21 protein-coding genes are annotated in these 22,621 nt (G+C 49.4%); 9 read left to right on the top strand and 12 right to left on the bottom strand.

Annotated elements, in window-relative coordinates; translation table 11 throughout:
• Positions 1-42 precede the first annotated feature (42 nt).
• From GW579_RS01595 to GW579_RS01585, 3 genes are all read left to right on the top strand, one after another.
• A complete protein-coding gene (locus GW579_RS01595) occupies positions 43-339 on the top strand; it encodes a YciI family protein (RefSeq protein ID WP_104921630.1) in 297 nt (98 codons plus the stop codon).
• A 174-nt stretch (positions 340-513) separates the two neighbouring features.
• Complete coding sequence (locus GW579_RS01590) at positions 514-804, top strand: TFIIB-type zinc ribbon-containing protein (RefSeq protein WP_152325918.1); 291 nt, start codon at positions 514-516, stop codon at positions 802-804.
• A gap of 116 nt (positions 805-920) precedes the next feature.
• The gene (locus GW579_RS01585; protein ID WP_015697086.1) at positions 921-1,082 is read left to right on the top strand and encodes a YnfU family zinc-binding protein; all 162 of its coding nucleotides are present in this window, start codon (positions 921-923) and stop codon (positions 1,080-1,082) included.
• Here the strand turns inward: GW579_RS01585 and GW579_RS01580 are convergent, their stop codons facing one another.
• Complete coding sequence (locus GW579_RS01580; RefSeq protein WP_015697085.1) at positions 1,083-1,265, bottom strand: YciY family protein; 183 nt, start codon at positions 1,263-1,265, stop codon at positions 1,083-1,085.
• Between the two features lie 289 nt (positions 1,266-1,554).
• Here GW579_RS01580 and cls point away from each other — a divergent pair, with 289 nt between their 5' ends.
• Together cls and GW579_RS01570 are read left to right on the top strand one after the other, a co-directional pair.
• Positions 1,555-3,015: a cardiolipin synthase gene (cls, locus tag GW579_RS01575; protein WP_152325917.1), complete on the top strand. Its 1,461-nt coding sequence runs from the start codon at positions 1,555-1,557 to the stop codon at positions 3,013-3,015.
• A gap of 75 nt (positions 3,016-3,090) precedes the next feature.
• Complete coding sequence (locus tag GW579_RS01570) at positions 3,091-3,420, top strand: HI1450 family dsDNA-mimic protein (protein ID WP_338105837.1); 330 nt, start codon at positions 3,091-3,093, stop codon at positions 3,418-3,420.
• A gap of 196 nt (positions 3,421-3,616) precedes the next feature.
• Here GW579_RS01570 and oppF read toward each other — a convergent pair whose 3' ends face one another.
• The 6 genes from oppF to GW579_RS01540 all read right to left on the bottom strand — a co-directional run bounded on the left by oppF (position 3,617) and on the right by GW579_RS01540 (position 11,181).
• A complete protein-coding gene (gene oppF / locus GW579_RS01565) occupies positions 3,617-4,621 on the bottom strand; it encodes a murein tripeptide/oligopeptide ABC transporter ATP binding protein OppF (protein WP_152326347.1) in 1,005 nt (334 codons plus the stop codon).
• Between the two features lie 29 nt (positions 4,622-4,650).
• Positions 4,651-5,676 carry an ABC transporter ATP-binding protein gene (gene oppD, locus GW579_RS01560; RefSeq protein ID WP_165057118.1) on the bottom strand — a complete coding sequence of 342 codons (1,026 nt, stop codon included), beginning with the start codon at positions 5,674-5,676 and terminating at the stop codon, positions 4,651-4,653.
• An 11-nt stretch (positions 5,677-5,687) separates the two neighbouring features.
• Positions 5,688-6,596, bottom strand: coding sequence for an oligopeptide ABC transporter permease OppC (gene oppC / locus GW579_RS01555; RefSeq protein ID WP_152325915.1), 909 nt, complete (start codon positions 6,594-6,596; stop codon positions 5,688-5,690).
• Between the two features lie 15 nt (positions 6,597-6,611).
• Positions 6,612-7,532, bottom strand: a complete 921-nt coding sequence (oppB, locus tag GW579_RS01550; protein ID WP_152325914.1) for an oligopeptide ABC transporter permease OppB — start codon at positions 7,530-7,532, stop codon at positions 6,612-6,614.
• A 187-nt stretch (positions 7,533-7,719) separates the two neighbouring features.
• Positions 7,720-9,360 (bottom strand): oligopeptide ABC transporter substrate-binding protein OppA, encoded by a 1,641-nt coding sequence (oppA, locus tag GW579_RS01545; RefSeq protein ID WP_152325913.1) that lies wholly within the window; start codon positions 9,358-9,360, stop codon positions 7,720-7,722.
• Between the two features lie 1,176 nt (positions 9,361-10,536).
• Positions 10,537-11,181, bottom strand: a complete 645-nt coding sequence (locus GW579_RS01540) for a YchE family NAAT transporter (RefSeq protein ID WP_104921625.1) — start codon at positions 11,179-11,181, stop codon at positions 10,537-10,539.
• 531 nt (positions 11,182-11,712) lie between these two features.
• Here GW579_RS01540 and adhE point away from each other — a divergent pair.
• On the top strand, positions 11,713-14,382 hold the full coding sequence (gene adhE, locus GW579_RS01535; protein ID WP_152325912.1) for a bifunctional acetaldehyde-CoA/alcohol dehydrogenase: 2,670 nt from the start codon (positions 11,713-11,715) through the stop codon (positions 14,380-14,382).
• A 120-nt stretch (positions 14,383-14,502) separates the two neighbouring features.
• On the opposite strand, the gene GW579_RS01530 is transcribed toward adhE, so the two are convergent.
• Positions 14,503-15,111, bottom strand: coding sequence for a thymidine kinase (locus GW579_RS01530; RefSeq protein ID WP_165057117.1), 609 nt, complete (start codon positions 15,109-15,111; stop codon positions 14,503-14,505).
• Positions 15,112-15,726: 615 nt separating this feature from the next.
• Between GW579_RS01530 and hns the strand changes: the two genes are divergently transcribed.
• A complete protein-coding gene (gene hns / locus GW579_RS01525; RefSeq protein ID WP_013575950.1) occupies positions 15,727-16,134 on the top strand; it encodes a histone-like nucleoid-structuring protein H-NS in 408 nt (135 codons plus the stop codon).
• Positions 16,135-16,341: 207 nt separating this feature from the next.
• Here hns and GW579_RS01520 read toward each other — a convergent pair whose 3' ends face one another.
• The 4 genes from GW579_RS01520 to rssA all read right to left on the bottom strand — a co-directional run bounded on the left by GW579_RS01520 (position 16,342) and on the right by rssA (position 20,938).
• Complete coding sequence (locus tag GW579_RS01520; RefSeq protein WP_165057115.1) at positions 16,342-17,349, bottom strand: NAD-dependent epimerase; 1,008 nt, start codon at positions 17,347-17,349, stop codon at positions 16,342-16,344.
• 9 nt (positions 17,350-17,358) lie between these two features.
• Complete coding sequence (locus GW579_RS01515) at positions 17,359-18,702, bottom strand: UDP-glucose dehydrogenase family protein (RefSeq protein ID WP_152325909.1); 1,344 nt, start codon at positions 18,700-18,702, stop codon at positions 17,359-17,361.
• Positions 18,703-18,916: 214 nt separating this feature from the next.
• The gene (rssB, locus tag GW579_RS01510) at positions 18,917-19,930 is read right to left on the bottom strand and encodes a two-component system response regulator RssB (RefSeq protein WP_152325908.1); all 1,014 of its coding nucleotides are present in this window, start codon (positions 19,928-19,930) and stop codon (positions 18,917-18,919) included.
• A 96-nt stretch (positions 19,931-20,026) separates the two neighbouring features.
• On the bottom strand, positions 20,027-20,938 hold the full coding sequence (gene rssA / locus GW579_RS01505) for a patatin-like phospholipase RssA (RefSeq protein ID WP_152325907.1): 912 nt from the start codon (positions 20,936-20,938) through the stop codon (positions 20,027-20,029).
• A gap of 138 nt (positions 20,939-21,076) precedes the next feature.
• On the opposite strand from rssA, the gene GW579_RS01500 reads away from it, so the two are divergent.
• Both GW579_RS01500 and purU read left to right on the top strand, forming a co-directional pair.
• The gene (locus GW579_RS01500; RefSeq protein WP_165057114.1) at positions 21,077-21,541 is read left to right on the top strand and encodes a YchJ family protein; all 465 of its coding nucleotides are present in this window, start codon (positions 21,077-21,079) and stop codon (positions 21,539-21,541) included.
• A 46-nt stretch (positions 21,542-21,587) separates the two neighbouring features.
• Complete coding sequence (purU, locus tag GW579_RS01495) at positions 21,588-22,436, top strand: formyltetrahydrofolate deformylase (RefSeq protein WP_101076920.1); 849 nt, start codon at positions 21,588-21,590, stop codon at positions 22,434-22,436.
• The last annotated feature ends 185 nt before the right edge of the window (positions 22,437-22,621 follow it).

The following is a 22,621-nucleotide window of genomic DNA, read 5'->3' as shown; positions in this document are numbered from 1 at the left end:
GCGGCCTGAAATTGCTCAATAAAAACCCATTAAAGGTGACTCATGCTTTACGTTATTTATTCTGAAGACGTTTCCGACTCACTGGAAAAACGCACACTTGCGCGCCCGGCGCACATCGAACGTCTGAAAAAATTGCAGGAACAAGGCCGCGTCCTGATTGGCGGCCCGACACCGGCCATCGACAGCGAAGACCCGGGCGCTGCGGGAATGACCGGTTCCCTGCTGGTCGTCGAATTTGAAACGCTTGAAGCCGCCAAAGTGTGGGCTGACGCTGATCCGTATGTCGCCGCAGGTGTTTATAAATCGGTGACGGTGAAACCGTTCAAACGCGTATTCTGATTTCCGACGGGCAGTCTCATGCTGCCCGCCTTTTGCTTATCTGCACTTCATCTCTGCCTCGGCCCTTGTTTTAAGCAACTTTACTTTTGCTTACAGCAATTGATTGTCTAAATATCCGGTTACCTGAACATTCACTGCATCACTTATTAATCAATACCGCGCGGAGAGCCCGATATGCAATGTCCTGTATGCAAAGAAAGTCAGCTGGTTATGTCAGAACGTCAGGGTATAGAAATCGACTATTGCCCGGATTGCCGTGGCGTCTGGCTTGACCGGGGAGAGCTGGATAAAATCATCGAGAAATCCGCCGTGATCCAGCAGACGGAACGTCCTTCCGCACCACGCTATGCAGAAGCCGCACGCCGCGACGATCACCGTCATCACAGCGGGCATGACAATCGCGACCATTATTCCTCACAAAAACCGTATAAAAAGAAGAGTTTTCTTTCAGAGCTTTTCGACTGAATAACGGAAAGCGCGCGCTGTAGCAGAAACGCTCTGGCGCCATTTCTCCAAAGCCGTCACATTGCTTTCATCCGTTGTGTGTTAGGATGACTACCCCTGCCCACGAGGTAAGCACTATGTCATTCTTCGACGGATTGAAGTTTCTAACCAGTACGACCACGAAGGTCACCTGCCCGGAATGCGGTTACGTTTCTGAACAGATGAGCGCAAAAGTGCGCAAAAACTCCACGCTGGTTTGTAAAAAATGTGGCGCGCTGTTTCAGCCTAAATCCCGCTAATCACGCATTCCATTCGTAGTTCACGGCATACAATGACAAACGCTGATGTTGCTGATGATGAATCTGACGAATTCGGTAGATGTGACGATAGCGTCTCGACTGACCTTCCAGCCAGCGGCTTCTCCGGCGCTGAGTCTGGCGTAACATGCGCCAGCGGCCGACTTCATTTTTACTGCGTTTCATTCACCTGTGTCCCGTGATGACCGTTATTAACGGAAGCGTTTCTTAGCCGGAAAATTTCTCATCGTAAAAAACTGCGGGGACATTATAGGCCGATGACGTTGTGATCCAAGTCTTGTTTTTCCCTTATTCAGCGTTATCAGCTAACCTTGATGTCAGGACAGTGAAACTTTTATTAATCGGATACATATTTAAGAGGTAGCTGATTGATTGGTGGGATAAAGTTGGTTAAAAGTCCCCCTCTTTCCCGTACACTCACTTCGACAGCTTGCGAACAGGATTTTTCGCCTTTATGACAACATTTTATACGGTAATCAGCGGACTTCTGGTTTTCGGTTACTGGTTACTGATTGCCGGCGTGACCTTGCGTATTTTGATGAAACGCCGCGCGGTGCCTTCCGCCATGGCGTGGCTGCTGATTATTTACATCATTCCGCTGGTCGGTATTATTGCCTATCTCTCATTCGGTGAACTGCATTTAGGTAAACGCCGCGCCGAGCGCGCAAAAGCCATGTGGCCTTCAACGGCGCGGTGGCTGAACGATCTCAAAGACTGCAAACGTATTTTTGCCACTGAAAACAGCGAAATCGCCGCGTCGCTTTTCCAGCTCTGCGAACGCCGCCAGGGCATTGCGGGCGTCAAAGGCAATCAGTTGCAATTGCTGACCACCAGTGACGACGTGCTCAAAGCCATGATGCGCGATATCGGGCTGGCACGCAGTAATATCGAGATGGTGTTTTACATCTGGCAGCCAGGCGGGCTGGTAGATCAGGTTGCAGAATCGCTGATGGCCGCATCCCGTCGCGGTATCCACTGTCGTCTGATGCTGGATTCCGCAGGCAGCGTGGCGTTCTTCCGCAGCCCTTATCCGGCCATGATGCGCAATGCCGGTATTGAAGTTGTGGAAGCGTTGCAGGTGAACCTTTTCCGCGTGTTCCTGCGCCGTATGGACTTACGTCAGCACCGTAAAGTCGTGCTCATCGACAACTATGTTGCTTATACCGGCAGCATGAATATGGTCGATCCGCGTTTCTTTAAACAAAATGCCGGCGTGGGTCAGTGGGTTGACCTGATGGCGCGTATGGAAGGCCCGGTCGCCACTACAATGGGTATTGTGTATTCCTGCGACTGGGAAATTGAGACCGGGAAACGTATTCTGCCGCCGGAACCTGACCTGAATCAGATGCCGTTCGAGCAGGAAAGCGGCCATACCATTCAGGTGATCGCCTCCGGGCCGGGCTTCCCGGAAGATATGATCCACCAGGCATTGCTGACCGCTACCTATTCTGCCCGCGAGCAGCTGGTGATGACCACGCCGTATCTGGTGCCAAGCGATGACCTGCTGCATGCCATCTGCACGGCGGCACAGCGTGGAGTCGATGTCAGTATCATTCTGCCAATGAAAAATGATTCGATGATGGTGGACTGGGCGAGCAAAGCTTTCTTTGGCGAGTTGCTGGAGGCTGGCGTAAAAATCTATCAGTTTGAAGATGGCCTGCTGCATACCAAAAGCATTCTGGTCGACGGTCAGCTCAGTCTGGTCGGCACCGTGAATCTCGATATGCGCAGCCTGTGGCTGAATTTTGAGATAACACTGGTCATTGATGACGCCGGATTCGGTGACGACCTGGGCCGTGTGCAGGAAGATTACATTGCCCGCTCTCATCTGCTGGATGTTGAAGCCTGGCTTAAGCGCCCGTTCTGGCATCGCATCGTCGAACGTTTGTTCTACTTTTTCAGTCCGCTGCTGTAAAAGCCGCGTCGGGCGTGATGTAATACACGCAGTACCGGCTTGCATAAGCCTGAACACATTCATCTGTAAACGAGAATTAATATGGACCTGAATAATCGCCTGACCGAAGACGAAACGCTTGAACAAGCCTATGACATCTTTCTGGAGCTGGCCGGAGACAACCTGGATCCTGCAGATATCCTGATCTTCAATCTGCAATTTGAAGAACGCGGCGGCGCTGAATTATATGATCCGGCGGAAGACTGGGTTGAGCATGTTGAATTCGACTTAAACCCGGATTTCTTCGCTGAAGTCGTCATCGGTCTGGCCGATGCGGAAGACCAGCCGATTAATGATATTTTCGCACGTGTATTATTGTGCCGCGAGAAAGATCACAAGCTGTGTCACATCCTCTGGAAAGAATAATCTCACCCGTCACCCTTTAAGCTGTCCCTGCGCTGGCTTCCTTCATTCACCCCGGTCACATACTTATGTATGCTGCCGGGGATTTATTCAGTTGCCGCCTTGATACCGCTCGAATGATTTAGGGTTAGTTGAATGTTGAAAAAGAAAAACCTGCCAATGGCAGGTTTTTTTATGCTTCAGGTTTACCGCACGTTAATCAGAGCGGATCAACTTTCAGGCAGGAAACTGCATGGCGGAAACTGCCTTCCAGCAACGGGCGGGTTATCGCACATTCCGGCCCGGCAATCGGGCAGCGCGTACGGAACACGCAACCTGATGGCGGGTTGATCGGCGAAGGTAACTCCCCTTCAAGCAGCTGAATGGTTTTGTTGCGCTCTTTGTCCGGGTCCGGAACCGGCACCGCAGACATCAGCGCGCGAGTATACGGATGCTGAGGATTGTTATACACCTCGTCATACGTACCCAGCTCAACCGCGTGGCCCAGATACATCACCAGAACACGGTCAGAAATGTGTTTAACCACCGCCAGATCGTGCGCGATGAAAATCAGTGACAGGCCCATTTCACGCTGCAATTGCTGCAACAGGTTGACGACCTGTGCCTGAATGGAAACGTCCAGCGCTGAAACCGGTTCGTCACAGATAATCAGTTTTGGCTCAAGGATCAGCGCGCGGGCAATACCGATACGCTGGCACTGGCCGCCCGAAAATTCGTGAGGGTAACGGTTGATCAGGTTAGGCAACAGCCCGACCTTCAGCATCATCGCCTTCACTTTTTCTTTCACCTCGGTACGAGGCATTTTCGGGTTATAGGTTTTCAGCGGCTCAGCGATGATTTCGCCGATAGTCATACGCGGATTCAGGGACGCCAGCGGATCCTGGAAAATCATCTGGATATCGCTGCGCGTGTGACGCCATTCGCTGTCAGACATGTTGAGCAGATCTTTGCCCAGCCATGCCACCCGCCCGTCTGTAGCTTTCACCAGGCCAATCAGTGCGCGGGCAAACGTCGATTTGCCGCAACCCGATTCGCCTACCACGCCCAGCGTTTCGCCTTCGTAAAGACGCAGCGTCACGCCGTCTACTGCTTTCAGCGTTTTGGACGGTTGCCAGAACCATTGTTTGCCGTCTTTGATGTCGAAATGGACTTTAAGATCCGCCACTTCGAGCAGAACTTTTTTCTCGGGCGCGAACGAATTCATAGCCGCACTGTTCATTACTGTGTTGTCTGTCATACCAGTTCCTCCAGCGGCTTGTAGCAGGCACGTAAGCGACCATCACCGAAACGCTCAAGCGGCGGTGCAGAGGCACAAATATCCATGGCATGCGGGCAACGTGGCTGGAACGGGCAGCCTTTTGGCAGACGCAGCAGGTTTGGCGGATTTCCCGGAATGGTCAGCATCGCCCCCCCCTCGGCATCCAGACGCGGAACTGCATTGAGCAGGCCGATGGAATACGGATGGCAAGGCTCGTAGAAGACATCGCGTGCGCGGCCATATTCCATGGTACGACCGGCGTACATCACCAGCACTTTGTCGCAAATACCGGCGACCACACCCAGATCATGGGTAATCATGATAATGGCAGTATTAAACTCAGCTTTCAGCTCATTGAGTAACGTCATGATCTGCGCCTGAACGGTCACGTCCAGTGCCGTGGTTGGCTCATCGGCAATCAGCAATTTCGGACGACACAGCAAGGCCATCGCAATCATCACGCGCTGGCGCATGCCACCGGAGAATTCATGCGGGTACATTTTCATGCGCTTGCGGGCTTCCGGCATTTTTACAGCGTCCAGCATGCGCACGGACTCTTCAAACGCTTCACGCTTGCTAAGTTTTTTATGCAGGATCAGGACTTCCATCAGCTGTTCCCCAACGCGCATGTACGGGTTGAGGGACGTCATCGGATCCTGGAAAATCATCGAAATCTGTTCTGCACGCAGCTTGTTCAACTGGTTTTGTGGCAGGTTCAGGATCTCTCGACCGTTGAATTTCGCCGTCCCGCCGATGCGGCCGTTGCTGGCAAGCAGCCCCATCAGGGCGAAGGCAGTCTGGGATTTACCGGAACCAGATTCCCCGACAATACCGAGTGTTTCACCAGCACGCAGATCGAAGTTAAGGTCGTTAACGGCGGTAACATCACCGTCCGGTGTCGCGAAGGTCACGCGCAGGTCTTTGACATCTAAAAGAATCGGCGACGCTGTGCCCTCAGTTGCGGCAGGTGCTGCAAATGTGGAATGTTCAATTGTGCTCATGGTCGCACTCCTTAACGATCTTTCGGGTCGAGGGCATCACGCAGGCCATCGCCGATAAAATTGAAACAGAACAGAGTGACAACCAGGAAACCTGCCGGGAACAGCAGCAACCAAGGTGAAACTTCCATCGAGTTGGCGCCGTCGCTCAGCAACGCGCCCCAGCTGCTCAGTGGCTCCTGCGTCCCCAAACCTAAGAAGCTCAGGAAGGATTCGAACAGGATCATGCTTGGAACCAGCAGTGACGCATACACCACCACGACACCCAGCACGTTAGGGACGATGTGACGCAAAACGATATTGCGCGTGTTCACACCACTCACCAGCGCAGCTTCGATGAATTCTTTGCGTTTCAGGCTGAGGGTCTGACCGCGGACAATACGCGCCATGTCCAGCCAGGACACCATCCCGATTGCCACGAAGATCAACAGGATATTCTGCCCGAAGAACGTCACCAGCAGGATAACGAAGAACATGAACGGGAAGGAGTTAAGGATTTCCAGCAGGCGCATCATGGCGGAGTCGATTTTACCGCCCAGATAGCCGGACAAAGATCCGTACAGCGTACCGAGGATCACCGCCACCAGGGCCGCAGCCACACCGACCATCAGGGAAATGCGCCCGCCGATAGCCACACGCACCAGCAAATCACGGCCAGAAGAATCGGTGCCGAAATAGTGATGAGAGGCGAAATCAGGCGCGCCAGACATCATGTTCCAGTCAGTATCGTCGTAGGCAAACTGTGACAACATCGGCGCAAACGTAACGAAAAGTGCGATAAAGGCCAACACAATCAGGCTGGTGACCGCAGCGCGGTTATGCATAAACCGGCGTCGCGCGTCCTGCCACAAACTGCGGCCTTCAACTTCCAGCTTTTCGCTGAAGTTTTCGACGACGTCGCTATTTTTTTTACTTAAGATCATTGACGTACTCCGGCATTAATAACGGATTTTCGGGTCGATGACGGCGTACAGCACGTCGACGATTGCATTGAACAGAATGGTCAATGCGCCCACCAAAATGGTCAGGCTGAGAACCAGCGAGTAGTCACGGTTTAATGCTCCGTTAACAAACAGCTGGCCGATGCCCGGCAATCCGAAAATGCTCTCGATAACCATAGAACCGGTGATGATCCCAACAAAAGCTGGCCCCATATAGGACAGTACCGGCAGCAGCGCGGGCTTCAGTGCGTGACGCAGAATAATGCGACGCAGCGGTAAACCTTTGGCGCGAGCCGTACGGATGAAGTTGGAGTGCAGAATTTCAATCATAGAACCGCGGGTGATACGCGCGATACTGGCAATATACGCCAGCGAGAGTGCGACCATCGGCAGGATCATGTATTTCGCTCCGCCGCCATTCCAGCCACCGCCCGGCAGCCATTTCAGGGTAATCGCAAATATCAGCACCAGTAACGGCGCAACCACGAAACTGGGAATAACTACCCCGGTCATCGCCACGCCCATCACGGTATAATCCCATTTCGTGTTTTGATTCAGCGCAGCAACAACACCCGCCGACACACCAAAGAAAATCGCCATGATAAATGCCGCCAGCCCGAGTTTCGCTGAAACCGGGAACGAGGCCGCAACCAGATCATTAACGGTGTAATCCTTGTATTTGAACGACGGGCCGAAATCACCTTTCGCCAGCTGTTCTAAGTAGTGGAAATACTGCTTATACATCGGGTCATTGAGGTGGTATTTCGCCTCAATGTTCGCCATCACTTCTGGCGGAAGATTACGCTCACCCGTAAAAGGGCTGCCCGGTGCGAGACGCATCATAAAAAACGAAATAGTGATCAGAATGAATAGCGTCGGAATCGCTTCCAGACAGCGGCGTAAAATAAACTTTAACATTGCCCGTACCTGTTTCTAAGCCTGTCACTACAGCTTGATAGTTTATGGCTTGATCACGACGGCCATCGGGTGATTACCGTCATGGTGGCTCTTTGCTTCAGCACGAAAATTTCGCGCTAAAAACTTTACCTTCATCAAAATACAACGAGCAGGGCAGCTCAGGGATGCCCTGCTCTGCACCATTTAATTAGTGTTTGATGATGTACAGATCTTTCACGTAGACGTTGTCTTGTGGATCTTTACCGGTGTAACCACCGACGTAAGGTTTCACCAGACGGGCGTTCACGTAGTAATAAACAGGCACGATAGCAGAGTCTTTATCCAGCTGAGCTTCCGCTTTCTGATACAGCGCAGCGCGTTCTTCGTCAGTTTTCACATTCAGAGTATCAGCGATGTCTTTATCAAACGCCGGGCTCTTATAGTGCGCAGTGTTGTTGCTGCTGTCAGACAACATGGTGTTCAGGAAGGAAGAAGGTTCGTTGTAATCAGAGCACCAGCCTGCACGTGCAACGTCGAAGTTGCCCTGATGGCGGCTGTCGAGGAAGGTTTTCCATTCCTGGTTGACCAGTTTAACGTCAACGCCCAGGTTTTTCTTCCAGATAGCGGCAGCAGCGATAGCCAGTTTTTTGTGCAGATCAGAGGTGTTGTACAGCAGATCAAACGTCAGAGGCTTAGCGGAAGTGTAACCTGCTTCGGCCAGCAGTTTTTTCGCCTGCTCGTTACGTTGTTCCTGCGTTTCTTTGAACCAGGCCGGAGGCGTCAGTTTTGCGCCATCGGTGTAAGGCGGTGTGTAGCCGTACGCTGGCAGATCGCCCTGCGCTTTCACTTTGTTCACGATGATGTCGCGATCCAGACCCAGTTTCAGAGCTTCACGAACGCGGGAATCGGTGAATGGCGCTTTCTGGTTGTTGATTTCGTAGTAGTAAGTACACAGATACGGGTCAACATGAACCTCAGCCGGGATTTCTTTTTTCAGTTTCTGGAACAGTTCGATCGGCATGTTGTTGTAAGTCATGTCGATTTCGCCGCTGCGGTAGCGGTTTACGTCTGTCACTTCAGAAGAGATTGGCAGGTAAGTCACCTGGTTGATCACAGTTTTCGCGTTGTCCCAGTAAGTCGGGCTACGTTCCAGAACGATACGTTCGTTGACGGTCCAGGCTTTCAGGGTGTACGCGCCGTTGCTCACGTAGTTTTCAGGCTGAGTCCATTTGTCGCCAAATTTCTCAACCACTTTTTTGTTTACCGGCTTCATCGCGGTGTGAGACAGCATTTTTACGAAATACGGAACAGGTTCGGTCAGTGTCACTTGCAGGGTATGGTCATCAATCGCCTTCACACCCAAGGTATCAGGGCTTTTTTTGCCGCTGATGATGTCATCGATGTTTTCGATGTGACCGTATTGCAGATAGCTCTCATATGGAGAAGCGGTTTTCGGGTCAGCCAGGCGCTGCCAGCTGTAAACGAAATCTTCTGCAGTGACAGGATCGCCATTTGACCATTTAGCTTCCGGACGCAGATGGAAGGTCCAGACTTTAAAATCTTTGTTATCCCAGCTGGTTGCTACGCCGGGGATTACACTGCCGTCTTTGCTGTCGGTATTAACCAGGCCTTCAAGCAGGTCACGGATTACGTTTGATTCCGGCACGCCTTCAACTTTATGCGGGTCAAGTGACTGAACTTCAGAACCGTTATTACGCACCAGTTCTTGTTTAGCCGCCAGAGTTACGCCGGCAGGCACATTGGCCGCAACTGCGTTATTGATAGAAATTGTTCCTACCGCAGCCATGATGCATGCAGCCAGCAGATTTTTTTTTGTGATGTTGGTCATTTTTATTTAACTCCAATTTTTATTATGAACTTGCACGCCCGGGTGCAAGATAAACCCTTGCTGGGTCAATGGGTTTCAAAAGCAGGAACGAATTGCTCGAGAAAGGCCCCCCATGTAGTACCACCCGCAGATGGCTGTCCCCTATTACTGCATGTTGCTACATCTCAGGTTTGATGAAACGTCAGGCTGTATTCGCCGTGCGGTTTCCGGGATCGTTAAGGATGATCCCACTCCATTTGATAACCCCGTACGTAACTTCACAATGTTCAGTCGCACACCAGGCAATCACATTCTGTTATTTCTGTACTTCACCCGATTATTTTCTTCTAACCCGAATTAAGGCGATAGAAAATCCGTCGCAGTTAAGCGCTGTCATTCATTTTAATCAGAAGAAGTACTGAAGATTTGTTTTGTTGAATCGGGAGAGTCAACGCAAGGTTGTTAATTGTCGTCATCTCAATGCCTGACTTTCTTTTCACGGAAAGCGAGCGAGGATAATTTTGTGATACGCATGATGACACGACACTCTCCAAAACAAATGAAATTGCTTCAATCTCTCTACGCCTAGCAAGATTCATTCTCACTCAGAGCATGACTCTAAACAAAATTCCATTTTTGAAGACGATTTGAAAATTATCAGAAGCCTGATACGGGCGCCAATAAATTTTGCAAATTTGTTACGTAATTCTCTTTTATGCGTTAAGTGTGCCAGAAGGACACCCGCGACCTCACATCAGAAATAGCACTTAACCCATTGTTATATATCGAGTTAATACGGTATTTCTCACACCTTTTTGTAAAGACGGTTGTTCAGGAATTGCTCTGACACAATCAGTTAACAATCGGATGATTTCAAGGATAAAGCGCTGTTAACTGCTGTGTTAACACTAATAACATCTCGGTACGGCCTGCACAAGCCTTACAGAATGATGTGGGTAAATTAACGGCAATACGGGCAATAAATAACGGTATTTAGCGAAGAATTAGCTAAGTTTATTAGAATAAATGGAGACTTGGATTAAAAAGGAAGGTGAAATGTAGATTTACGCCACATTAGGGTGCAAATGCTCTCAATTAAGTCATTAGCTGCACTATAATAATGCACAGGATTATAAGAAGGAGTAATAATTCTCACGGATAAGGTTAATGTATCCGCGAGAATTTGCAGGCTAAGAATCAGAGCAAACCGGGGAAAATAGCTTTAATACCTGTGACGATAAACTCAATACCGAGTGACATCAGTAAAAGGCCCATGATACGGGTAATGACGTTGATGCCGGTTTGCCCTAACAGGCGGACTAATAAAGGTGCCGCACGGAACAGCAGCCAGCAACAGAATGCAAAGAAGATGATTGCAACGGTCAACCCCAGCAGATTCTGCCAGCCGTTGTACCGTGAACTCCAGACAATCGTCGAGCTTATCGCACCCGGTCCGGCCATCAGCGGCAAGGCCAGCGGAACCACGCCGACATTTTCACGGATTGCCGTTTCTGATTTCTCCTGCTTGTTCTGCTTATCTTCACCCAGCTTTCCGCTGATCATCGACATCGCTATCGTCACCACCAGGATCCCGCCGGCAATACGGAACGAATCAATGGAAATCCCGAACAGGTGCAAAATCGCGTCGCCAAGGAAAAGCGCCGTCGACAATATAATGGCCACTGACAGGTTGGCTGTCATGTTGGTCTTATTACGCCCCGCCGCTGCCTGATAGCTGGTCATGCTGATAAAAACCGGCAAAATCCCTACCGGGTTGACCAGTGCAAACAGGCCGACGAAAAATTTGATATACCCTGAAAAATCTAATAAAGATTGGCTCACGCAGAACTCCGCACAAATATGCCAGCAGAAGAAGGTTTTGATGGGCGCTAATGTACTGGAATCCCCGTAAAGGCGCCACGCCGTTTCATAGTTTTTATCACCAGATTTAGAAATAAAGGCAGTGAATAAGGCTTTTGTTAAAAATGAGTTTTTTTATTGATAACTTTAGCTACTAAACTGTATTATCCATGGGTAAATTTGATAATCATTCTCAACAACACACTGCTGAATGGTGTCAGCATCGGTATTCAGTGATCCAGATCAAATTCACCTTGCCTACAAATAGGTAAGCTCAGTACATAGTCACTCAGCGTTACTTGAAGACAAAACGTTCAGTGATAGAGGCGATTTAAAAGATATCGACTTTACCCGGTGCTTCACAACTGAAAGCTCTTTGAGCAAATAAAGAGACAAAGACAACACATTGAGATCTTTAGCATTAATTAGTTTCTCACGGTGACTGATAGCAGGTCTATACTAGTCTTTGGCAGATTATTTACTAAAAGAGTTTAACTTTATCAGGAGAGCATTATGGCTGTAACAAATGTCGCTGAACTAAACGCACTCGTAGCACGAGTCAAGAAGGCACAGCGCGAATATGCCAACTTCAGTCAAGAACAAGTAGATAAGATTTTCGCTGCCGCCGCCCTGGCTGCTGCCGATTCTCGAATTCTCCTTGCCAAACTGGCTGTTGAAGAATCCGGAATGGGTATCGTCGAAGACAAAGTGATCAAAAACCACTTCGCCTCTGAATATATCTACAATGCTTACAAAGATGAAAAGACCTGTGGCATTCTGGGTCAGGATGATACTTTCGGTACCATCACTATCGCTGAGCCAATCGGCCTGATCTGCGGTATCGTTCCAACCACCAACCCAACTTCTACTGCGATTTTCAAAGCGCTTATTAGCCTGAAAACCCGTAACGGCATCATCTTCTCCCCGCACCCACGTGCAAAAAATGCGACCAACAAAGCTGCTGATATCGTGCTGCAAGCCGCTATCGCTGCAGGTGCACCAAAAGACATCATTGGCTGGATTGATGAACCAAGTGTAGAACTGTCTAACCAATTAATGCATCACCCTGACCTGAACCTGATTCTGGCAACCGGTGGTCCTGGCATGGTTAAAGCAGCATACAGCTCTGGTAAACCAGCGATCGGTGTAGGTGCAGGTAACACCCCAGTTGTTGTTGACGAAACTGCCGACATCAAACGTGTTGTCGCTTCTGTTCTGATGTCTAAAACCTTCGATAACGGCGTAATCTGTGCTTCTGAACAGTCCATTATCGTCGTTGATTCTGCTTATAATGCAGTTCGTGAACGTTTTGCTTCCCACGGCGGCTACATGCTGCAGGGCAAAGAGCTGAAAGCGGTTTCTGATATCATCCTTAAAAACGGTGGCCTGAACGCTGCTATCGTAGGTCAGCCAGCAGTGAAAATTGCTGAAATGGCCGGCATCAAAGTTCCTGCTAACACCAAAGTGTTAATCGGCGAAGTCAGCGTTGTTGACGAATCTGAACCGTTTGCACACGAAAAACTGTCCCCTACCCTGGCAATGTACCGTGCTAAAGATTTCGAAGATGCGGTAAACAAAGCTGAGAAACTGGTAGAAATGGGCGGTATCGGCCACACATCTTGTCTGTACACAGACCAGGACAACCAACCAGAACGTGTGAATTATTTTGGCAACAAAATGAAAACCGCACGTATCCTGATCAACACCCCGGCTTCACAGGGTGGTATCGGTGACCTGTATAACTTCAAACTTGCTCCGTCTCTGACGCTGGGTTGCGGTTCATGGGGTGGTAACTCCATCTCTGAAAACGTCGGTCCTAAACACTTGATCAACAAGAAAACTGTAGCGAAGCGAGCAGAAAACATGTTGTGGCATAAACTTCCGAAATCAATCTACTTCCGCCGTGGCTCACTGCCAATCGCGCTGGAAGAAGTGGCAACGGATGGAGCGAAACGCGCTTTCATCGTGACTGACCGTTACCTGTTCAACAACGGCTATGCTGACCAGATCACCAGCGTTCTGAAAGGTCACGGCATTGAAACTGAAGTGTTCTTCGAAGTTGAAGCGGATCCAACTCTGAGCATCGTTCGTAAAGGTGCTGAGCAAATGAATTCCTTCAAACCAGACGTTATCATCGCTCTGGGTGGCGGTTCCCCAATGGACGCCGCGAAGATCATGTGGGTTCTGTACGAACACCCGGACACTCAGTTTGAAGATTTGGCGCTGCGCTTTATGGATATCCGTAAACGTATCTACAAATTCCCGAAAATGGGCGTGAAAGCGAAAATGATTGCGGTCACCACCACTTCCGGTACAGGTTCTGAAGTGACTCCGTTCGCTGTTGTCACCGACGATGCAACCGGTCAGAAATATCCACTGGCTGACTATGCGCTGACACCTGATATGGCTATCGTTGACGCAAACCTCGTCATGAACATGCCTAAATCACTGTGCGCCTTCGGTGGTCTTGATGCGGTGACTCACGCACTTGAAGCTTACGTTTCTGTACTGGCTAACGAATATTCTGACGGTCAGGCTCTGCAGGCCCTGAAATTGCTGAAAGAAAACCTGCCAGCCAGCTACAAAGACGGTGCTAAAAACCCGGTTGCTCGTGAACGTGTTCACAATGCGGCAACTATCGCGGGTATCGCGTTTGCCAACGCCTTCCTGGGGGTTTGCCACTCAATGGCCCACAAACTGGGTTCTGAGTTCCATATCCCACACGGCCTTGCTAACGCCATGTTGATTTCTAACGTGATTCGCTACAACGCCAACGATAACCCAACTAAACAGACTGCTTTCAGTCAGTATGACCGCCCGCAAGCGCGTCGTCGTTACGCAGAAGTCGCTGACCATCTGGGTCTGGGTGCTCCTGGTGACCGTACTGCACAGAAAATTGCAAAACTGCTGAACTGGTTGGATGAAATCAAAGCGGAACTCGGCATCCCAACGTCTATCCGTGAAGCTGGCGTTCAGGAAGCAGACTTCCTGGCTAAAGTAGATAAACTGTCTGAAGATGCGTTCGATGATCAGTGTACCGGTGCTAACCCACGTTACCCTCTGATTGCAGAACTGAAACAGATTCTGATGGATACCTACTACGGTCGCGAATTCAGCGAAGAAGTTGCTGAAGAAGTGGTTGTTGCAGCGCCTAAAGCTGAGAAGAAAACCAGCAAAAAATAATCTGCTGAGATTCTGATAGCAAAAAACCCGCCGGAAGGCGGGTTTTTTATTTCAGGGAACAAAGTTGGCTAAACGGTTTATCCTGACGACATCACCCTTTCCAGACGAGCTGTAATGGCCTCAGACGGACGTTAGGTCATCCTTCGTGTCAATAGCTGCCATCGCCTCTTTGTAATGCTTACGGCACACTGAAACGTAACTTTCATCCCCGCCAATAACAACCTGCGCGCCATCGTGAAGCGCGTTGCCATTTTCATCTAAACGCAGATTACGGTTTGCCTTACGGCCACAATGGCAAATCGTTTTGAGCTCAACCAGCTTGTCCGCCCAGGCCAGTAAATATTCACTGCCCTCAAAAAGCTCGCCACGGAAATCCGTCCGCAGCCCATAACAAAGCACAGGAACATCCAGATCATCTACAACGTCTGTGAGCTGCGATACCTGCGACTTGGTAAGGAACTGGCACTCATCTATCAAAACGCAGCTCAGACGCTGTGAGCGGTTCTCCTGCGCTATCAGATTAAAGAGCTCAGTGTCTTTATTATAAAGCTCTGCATCGGACGACAGCCCGATACGGGAGCTGACTTTCCCGACGCCAAAACGATGATCTAATTCAGCAGTCAGTACCAGCGTACGCATACCACGTTCTTGATAATTATATGAAGATTGCAACAACGAGGTAGACTTACCGGCATTCATTGCCGAGTAATAAAAATAAAGCTGAGCCATGAAACAGTGACCCCATATTGTATTGGATGGCATAAAATTTCGGCGGCTATTGTACCACACGCCAGCCAGCCTATAACAATAAGTAGAAAGGGATTCTCCCCTTCCGGTCGATGTGACATTGCATTTGAAAAAAACACAGAAACTTACAAACAGAGATTATAAAAGCATTAGATGATAATTAGTTAACGTTACTCATTACCGGCGGATGTACTCCTTATATGTTACAGGATCGGCATAATTGAATTGTCTATACATTAATGGGTGATCCCATGGAGATCCAATGTATTGATCATTCACCGCGCAGGATCTTCGCGCTCTCTTTTGCCATATCTTTACATTGAATGTCTTCACTTATCCTTTAATTTTGTGAACAATCGCATGCTTATAAAACTCCTTATGAAAAGCAACAATAACCCCTGGCAAAGTATTGAAACGCGGGTTATGACCCCCAGATAAATAGCCGGTCTGGCCCCAACTATATTTTGATACGATAAACATTGTTTGCTTTAAATGCGTAAATTAAGGTCAGGCAAACAAATTGGCTATTGCAGAATAGCAAAGAGCATTCTATTATTAACCAAACGCCCCCCACCAATATAATTCGAGACTAGTATAATGAGCGAAGCATTAAAGATTCTGAACAACATCCGTACTCTGCGTGCGCAAGCAAGAGAATGCACTCTGGAAACTCTGGAAGAGATGCTGGAAAAATTAGAAGTTGTTGTGAACGAGCGTCGCGAAGAAGATTCTCAGGCAGCTGCTGAGATTGAAGAGCGCACACGTAAACTGCAACAATATCGCGAAATGCTGATTGCTGACGGTATTGATCCTAACGAATTGCTGCAAACTATGGCTGCTACTAAAGCAACCGGTAAAGCAAAACGTGCAGCACGTCCTGCTAAATACAAATACGTTGATGAGAACGGCGAAAACAAAACCTGGACCGGCCAGGGCCGTACTCCTGCTGTAATCAAGAAAGCAATCGAAGAGCAAGGTAAATCACTGGACGATTTCCTGCTGTAATTGTCCTTATTAACAGCAATGTTAATACAAAAAGCCCGTCATCACTGACGGGCTTTTTTTTACTTTTAAAATCGCGCGTTTTCTCATTCGCAATTCACGCTTTTAAAACTATGCTAAGCAGTAAATTAGGATGATTAAATAACCATCAGAATAAGCTGAATTCATAAAAAAGGCCGCCCGCGGGCAGCCTTCAGTGAAAAAACATACTCAGACCTGATAGAACCCGCGATACCAATCGACAAAATTCTGCACGCCCTGCTCTACCGGTGTTTCAGGCTTAAAGTTAATAGCCTTATACAATGGCGCTGTATCAGCGCTGGTGTCTTTTACATCACCTGGCTGCATTGGCAGCAGGTTTTTATCCGCCGCCGTGCCCAGAGCCTTCTCCAGCGCGCTGATATACGTCATCAGCTTAACCGGATTGTTATTACCGATATTATAAACAGCGTATGGCGCAGAGCTGCTTGCCGGAGAACCGTCTTCTACCGTCCACTCTGCATCAGGCTGCGGGATAACATCCTGCAAGCGCACAATCGATTCGGCGATATCATCGATATAAGTGAAGTCACGGTACATTTCGCCGCGGTTATAAACATCAATACTCTGCCCGGCTATCATGGCTTTGGTAAATTTAAACAATGCCATATCCGGGCGGCCCCATGGACCGTATACGGTAAAGAATCGTAATCCGGTCGTAGGAATGCCATAAAGATGTGAATAAGTGTGAGCCATTAATTCGTTGGCTTTTTTGGTCGCGGCATATAATGAAACCGGATGATCTACAGAATCTTCCGTTGAGAAAGGCTGTTTTTTGTTCAGGCCATAAACCGAGCTGGAAGAGGCATACAACAAATGCCCGACGTTATTATGACGACAACCTTCAAGAACGTTAACAAAACCGATGAGGTTAGAATCGGCATACGCTAAAGGGTTTTCGATGGAATATCGGACACCAGCCTGCGCAGCCAAATGAATAACGCGCTCAAAACGCTGTTCTGCAAACAATGCCGCCATACCTTCACGGTCAGCCAAATCCAGCTTAATAAAGGTAAAGCCGTCTTTATTCTCAAGCTGAGCGAGCCGGGCAAGTTTGAGATTGACGTCATAATAGTCATTCAGATTATCAAGACCGACAACTGAATGGCCTGCCGCCAGCAAACGTTGTGACACAAAGAACCCAATAAAGCCCGCTGCGCCGGTTACCAGATATTTCATGAAGTCTCCTTACAAAACGGGATTGATTGATGCACCACGGCCAATGCCATAGTAAGTAAATCCACGTTTTTCCAAACGTTCCGGATCGTATAAATTACGACCGTCAAAAATGACCGGCTCTTTCAATGCCTTTTTAATGGCATCAAAGTCTGGCGCGCGGAAATTCTGCCACTCGGTACAAATAATCAACGCATCGGCATTTTGTAATGCGGACTCTTTTGTCCCCATCAATTCCAGATCGTCACGCTGACCGTAAATACGCTGAGTTTCATTCATCGCTTCCGGGTCATACGCTTTGATTTTTGCACCGGCAGCCCAGAGCTGTTCCATTAATACACGGCTGGATGCTTCACGCATGTCGTCGGTATTTGGTTTGAATGACAGGCCCCAAAGCGCAAATGTTTTGCCTTTCAGATCATCACCAAAGTGGCGCTGAATGAACGTTGGCAATTTATATTTTTGCTGATAATTGACCTGCTCAACGGCCTGAAGCAGTTTTGGCTGGTAGCCAATGTGTTCAGCTGTACGGATCAGCGCCTGAACGTCTTTCGGGAAACAGGAACCGCCGTAACCGCAGCCAGGATAAATAAAGTGGTAACCAATGCGGGAATCAGAACCAATGCCCTGACGCACTTTTTCGATATCTGCACCCAACATTTCGGCCAGATTGGACATCTCATTCATAAAGCTGATTTTGGTTGCCAGCATACAGTTTGCAGCGTATTTGGTCAGCTCTGCGCTGCGGATATCCATCAGGATCATACGATCGTGATTGCGGTTGAACGGCTCGTACAGCTCGCGGATAGGGTCAATGGCATCCGGATTATCCGTGCCAATAACGATACGCTCAGGTCGCATACAGTCAGCCACTGCCGCGCCTTCTTTGAGGAATTCAGGGTTGGACACCACGTTAAAATCGATATCAACACCGCGTTCTTTTAGTTTCTCCGTCATCACGGCGCGAACTTTATCGGCGGTGCCAACAGGAACGGTGGACTTATCAATGACCACTTTAGGTTCAGTCATGTGCTCGGCAATGGTGCGCGCCACAGCAGTCACATATTTCAAGTCTGCGGAGCCATCTTCATCCGGAGGTGTACCGACAGCAATAAACTGAACCGTTGCGTGCGCCACGCCTTCAGCCGCATTGGTGCTGAACAACAAACGCCCCGCTTCATAGTTCTGCTGAACCAGCGGCGTTAAACCTGGTTCGAAAATTGGGATCTGCCCATTTTTCAGGTTTTCTACCTTTTTAGCATCAACATCGATGCACAATACTTCATGCCCGACTTCAGCAAGAACCGCCGCCTGAACAAGTCCGACGTAACCGATACCAAAAACTGTTACTTTCATCAGCGAATTCCTATTTGTTATTTATAATCAACGCAAAATAGACAGCCAAAATTCCGAACAGGATTATACCAGTTTCAGCCGCGCGTGCCGCTGGAAAGGCATATTTTGCATAAGATAGGTCTTAGAAGAAGGGGATAAAATAGAAAGGCAAAATAACCTGCGGAAAAAATACTCAATATTATGAAGACATTGTTATTAATGCGTCAGAATTTGCTCACTCAACCGAGAGCATTAATCTCAGACGTCCACCCGATCCCCACACCTGACACTGCCACGCCTCACAACGCTGACTGATCTGATTGGAATACGTTGCGCCGGTGGTGCCCAGCGGAACGCCATTACTCAGCTGTATCATATTTGTCCCGGTATTTACATTAGCGTGTAATCCTGCAGACACCAGAATGAGGTTTTTTTGTTCAGCGTGATAATAACCCAGCAATAACGGAAATTGTCCGTCGAGATTGGCTTGTTTGAATACATGATTCACTTGTTTGAGTAACGTCGACATTTGCGGTAAACGCTGATGCTGATTACTCAAATGTTCCCGCAACAAACTGTTGAAAATAGCGCGCAGTAATAATGCCGCGAGAACGCCATTTTCATTTGCACGCGTCACATCCAGGCAATAAAAACCCAAATCTTTCGAAGACAGCGCCGCAATATCGAGCACCAGACCCGGTTTATCCGCCGTGGTCAGTTGCCGGTAATTAATCCGGCAATGCGCCAGCGTTTGCTGAACCGGTGGCTGCAGCTCCTGCAATAAACGCTGTGCCTCGTTGGGATTACGGCACAGCGCTTCCCAGTCCTGGACCAGCGAACTCTCCTCCATCGCCTGCGAAGAAAACAGTTTGGGATATAAAGAAGAGAGCAGCGCCTCGCGTAAACGCTGAAGATCATTAATCGGTTTAAGCAGAACATCTTCGACGCCAAGCCGCAGCATCGACGCCACGTCGGTCATTTTATCGGTCGCGGAGATCACCAGAACGGGGATTTTATTGCCCTGCAATCTTAAGTTTTCGACAAACTCCATGCCACCCATTTCGGGCATCGCTAAATCGCAGAGGATGAGATCAGGGGGATAATCTTCGACCAGAGACAACGCCTCCAGCCCATTTTGCGCTTCTGTAAAGGTGGCACCCAGGGAACTTACATAACCAGCAAGGATAGATCGAAAAACCGCTTCGTCTTCAACGATGAGAATATGCTTGCTTGTAAGTGGCTTGTCCATCAGGGTCCCCCAGAATTTCTTATTCTAATAGTGGCTCATAAAGCCTGTTTCTGCTTGGCAGAATTGTCAGATTCCGGCAATCACATTTTAAACCATTCAGAACTGTCTATTTTTTATCAGGGGCAGCAAATGCTCTCTTTGCTTTTCAACGGCGAGGCGTCCGGCCTCAATCGCTTCTTCAGCGCGGTGAAAATCCAGCGTCGAGATTTGCGGACAATAAGGCTGGATCAGCACATCCGGCGGATCCCCTGCCATACGGTTACGTTTGAGCCGGTTTTCCAGCACCTGAATGGAGGTGGACATAATCTCCATCGCCGACGGGCTGACATTCGGTTTTCGCGCGTTTGGCCGGGTCAGGCGCTGACGAATTCTGTCACGCCAGCTCAGATCTTTCTCAGTATCCAGTGCTTCGCCCGTAGGTTGTACGGTCAGTAAATCTTGCTGCATCAGATGGGCGTCATGCTGCAAATCGACGGCAATCACAATATCCGCCCCCAAAGCGCGGGTCAGCGAGATTGGCACCGGATTCACCACCGCGCCATCGACCAGCCAGTAACCGTTGTGCCATACCGGTGCCAGCAGGCCTGGCATGCTACAGGACGCGCGAACTGCCTCCGGCAAATCCCCTTTGGTCAGCCACAGTTCGCGCCCGGTGCTCAGATTTGTCGCCACCGCGCCGAATTTCTTCGAACACTTTTCGAAATCCGTGATGCGGATAATCTGCCCGACGGCGTTAAACACACGTTCGCCGCGCAACAGGCCACCGCGTTTCCAGGAGAAATCCATCAGCCGCAGTACGTCCCAGTAACTGAACGAACGCACCCAGCTTTCCATCGACGGTAACCGGCCACTGACATACGCCGCGCCCACCAGCGCACCGACGGAACATCCGGCCACCACATCGACTTCGATATCCATGTCTTTAAGGGCATTGATCACACCGATATGTGCCCATCCTTTTGCTGCGCCGGAGCCTAACGCGAGGCCAATGGTGACTTTTCTGCTCATCTGATGACCTTAATATTGCGCAATAGTGAAGAATCGGCCGGGAAGCGCGTTGTCACCCGGCAAGTTTGTTAGGTAACATATCACTTTGGTGCATTCAATAGCGCAACCTGCGCACCGGCAGCCGATTCAGGAGTTCCCGTGTCACAACTTTGCCCTTGTTGCAGCAACCTTTCCTATGAAGAATGCTGCCAGCCGTACCTTTCCGAGACAAAAGTGGCGCCCACCCCGTCTGCCTTGATGCGTTCACGGTACACTGCGTATGCAATGCAAAATGCGAGTTATCTGATCGCTACCTGGCATCCGGACTGTCAGCCCGAACAATGGCGCAGCAGTTTACAGGAAGGCTTCGCCAATACGCACTGGCAAGGATTGCAGGTTATTGCGTCGCAGGACGGACGTGATGAAAACGAAGGCTTTGTCGAGTTTGCGGCGCGTTTCACCGAGCCCGATAATGAAGAAGTTCATCTCATCCATGAACGCTCGCGATTTCTTCGTTTGAAAGATCGCTGGTACTATATCGACGGAATTAAACCGCAGACAGGCCGCAATGACGCCTGCCCGTGCGGATCGGGTAAAAAATATAAGAAGTGCTGCGGTAAATAAACCGGCTGCTTAATTAATACGAGAATTTGACAGGATCCACACCCTCATGCCGCAACAGAACGTACAAACTAAGGTGTTACGCACTATTTGCCCTGACGCAAAAGGTCTGATCGCCAAAATCACCAACATTTGCTACAAACACGAACTCAACATCGTGCAAAACAACGAATTTGTGGATCACCGCACCGGACGCTTCTTCATGCGTACCGAGCTGGAAGGGATCTTCAACGACAACACGTTGCTCGCCGATCTGGACAGCGCGCTGCCTGCCGGTTCAGTGCGTGAACTCAACAGCACCGGGCGTCGCCGCATCGTGATTCTGGTCACCAAAGAAGCGCATTGTCTGGGTGACCTGCTGATGAAAGCGGCTTACGGCGGTCTGGATGTGGAAATTGCCGCGGTTATCGGTAACCACGATACGCTGCAAACGCTGGTTGAGCGTTTTGATATTCCGTTCCATCTGGTCAGCCACGATGGCCTGACCCGCGAACAACATGACAGCGCCATGATTGCGCAAATCGATCAATACCAGCCTGATTATGTGGTTCTGGCGAAATACATGCGCGTCCTCACGCCAGGTTTCGTCCAGCATTACCCGCATCAGGTGATCAACATTCACCATTCGTTCCTGCCGGCGTTTATCGGTGCACGTCCGTATCATCAGGCTTACGAGCGTGGCGTGAAACTGATTGGTGCCACGGCGCACTACGTTAATGACAATCTGGACGAAGGTCCGATCATCATGCAGGACGTTATCAACGTCGATCACACCTATACCGCTGAAGATATGATGCGTGCTGGCCGGGACGTTGAGAAAAATGTGCTCAGCCGCGCGTTATACCGCGTGCTGGCGCAGCGCGTATTTGTTTACGGTAACCGCACCGTTATTCTGTAATCCGCGCGCCTGACGGTGCTTTTCGCTCAGAGAAGCACCGTTAAGGGCAAAAAAACCGCAAACGAACTTTTTTATCGCTTTCAGCGCTTTACACATCCGTTTCATTTGGTATTATGCGCCCCGTTCGCAGCTAACCGCTGTAACGAGAAATCATCCATGTAGCGCATGATGATTTTAAAAGAGTA

It is taken from the genome of Rahnella contaminans (assembly GCF_011065485.1).
Lineage (GTDB): Bacteria > Pseudomonadota > Gammaproteobacteria > Enterobacterales > Enterobacteriaceae > Rahnella > Rahnella contaminans.
Note: the sequence above shows the minus strand (reverse complement) of the source record. Positions and strands in the feature narration are given on the sequence as shown.

Bases quoted from the DNA above. Each gene is read 5' to 3' on its own strand.
- GW579_RS01595 (WP_104921630.1), top strand. From the start codon at position 43: ATGCTTTACGTTATTTATTCTGAAGACGTTTCCGACTCACTGGAAAAA.
- GW579_RS01590 (WP_152325918.1), top strand. From the start codon at position 514: ATGCAATGTCCTGTATGCAAAGAAAGTCAGCTGGTTATGTCAGAACGT.
- GW579_RS01585 (WP_015697086.1), top strand. From the start codon at position 921: ATGTCATTCTTCGACGGATTGAAGTTTCTAACCAGTACGACCACGAAG.
- GW579_RS01580 (WP_015697085.1), bottom strand. From the start codon at position 1,265: ATGAAACGCAGTAAAAATGAAGTCGGCCGCTGGCGCATGTTACGCCAG.
- cls (WP_152325917.1), top strand. From the start codon at position 1,555: ATGACAACATTTTATACGGTAATCAGCGGACTTCTGGTTTTCGGTTAC.
- oppF (WP_152326347.1), bottom strand. From the start codon at position 4,621: ATGAATTCGTTCGCGCCCGAGAAAAAAGTTCTGCTCGAAGTGGCGGAT.
- oppD (WP_165057118.1), bottom strand. From the start codon at position 5,676: ATGAGCACAATTGAACATTCCACATTTGCAGCACCTGCCGCAACTGAG.
- oppC (WP_152325915.1), bottom strand. From the start codon at position 6,596: ATGATCTTAAGTAAAAAAAATAGCGACGTCGTCGAAAACTTCAGCGAA.
- oppB (WP_152325914.1), bottom strand. From the start codon at position 7,532: ATGTTAAAGTTTATTTTACGCCGCTGTCTGGAAGCGATTCCGACGCTA.
- oppA (WP_152325913.1), bottom strand. From the start codon at position 9,360: ATGACCAACATCACAAAAAAAAATCTGCTGGCTGCATGCATCATGGCT.
- adhE (WP_152325912.1), top strand. From the start codon at position 11,713: ATGGCTGTAACAAATGTCGCTGAACTAAACGCACTCGTAGCACGAGTC.
- GW579_RS01530 (WP_165057117.1), bottom strand. From the start codon at position 15,111: ATGGCTCAGCTTTATTTTTATTACTCGGCAATGAATGCCGGTAAGTCT.
- hns (WP_013575950.1), top strand. From the start codon at position 15,727: ATGAGCGAAGCATTAAAGATTCTGAACAACATCCGTACTCTGCGTGCG.
- GW579_RS01520 (WP_165057115.1), bottom strand. From the start codon at position 17,349: ATGAAATATCTGGTAACCGGCGCAGCGGGCTTTATTGGGTTCTTTGTG.
- GW579_RS01515 (WP_152325909.1), bottom strand. From the start codon at position 18,702: ATGAAAGTAACAGTTTTTGGTATCGGTTACGTCGGACTTGTTCAGGCG.
- rssB (WP_152325908.1), bottom strand. From the start codon at position 19,930: ATGGACAAGCCACTTACAAGCAAGCATATTCTCATCGTTGAAGACGAA.
- rssA (WP_152325907.1), bottom strand. From the start codon at position 20,938: ATGAGCAGAAAAGTCACCATTGGCCTCGCGTTAGGCTCCGGCGCAGCA.
- purU (WP_101076920.1), top strand. From the start codon at position 21,588: ATGCCGCAACAGAACGTACAAACTAAGGTGTTACGCACTATTTGCCCT.